1 protein-coding gene is annotated in these 442 nt (G+C 32.8%); it reads right to left on the bottom strand.

Annotated features, from left to right (window positions below; all coding sequences use genetic code 4):
• The coding region (locus OF376_RS03205) for a site-specific DNA-methyltransferase (RefSeq protein ID WP_318031955.1) at positions 1-269 on the bottom strand (269 nt) is incomplete at its 3' end.
• Positions 270-442 lie beyond the last annotated feature (173 nt).

Genomic DNA, 442 nt, shown 5'->3' on the forward strand with positions numbered 1-442 from the left:
GTAACAAAATTCTCTTCACCAAAAATATCGTCCATTAACACTTTTAGATAAGCCTGTTCACTATCATCGATAGACACAAAAATAACTCCATCATCTTTGAGCAGTTCTTTAGCTAAAATTAATCTTTCATTCATCATATTTAATCAGCCGTTACGACTGAATTTATCACGGTAAATAAACTTATTATTGTTGATTTTTAAAGAATCGTTTGCAACAGAATTCCCATCCGAATTTGCTGCTTCTGTATTATAAGGAGGGTCGATGTAAATTACATCATATTTATAATCGAGCGCAGCTCTCTCTCTCTCTCTCTCTCTATGAGAACTAAGTTCTTTAAAGCATCATAGTTCTCACCAATGATTAAGGTATTCTCATTGTCTATTGTGTTAGTAAATGATCTTTTAGCATCATATTCTAGAACACTCACAGCTTGCGAATCAAT

The sequence above is a fragment of the Ureaplasma miroungigenitalium genome, from assembly GCF_025780085.1.
GTDB lineage: Bacteria > Bacillota_I > Bacilli_A > Mycoplasmatales > Mycoplasmoidaceae > Ureaplasma > Ureaplasma miroungigenitalium.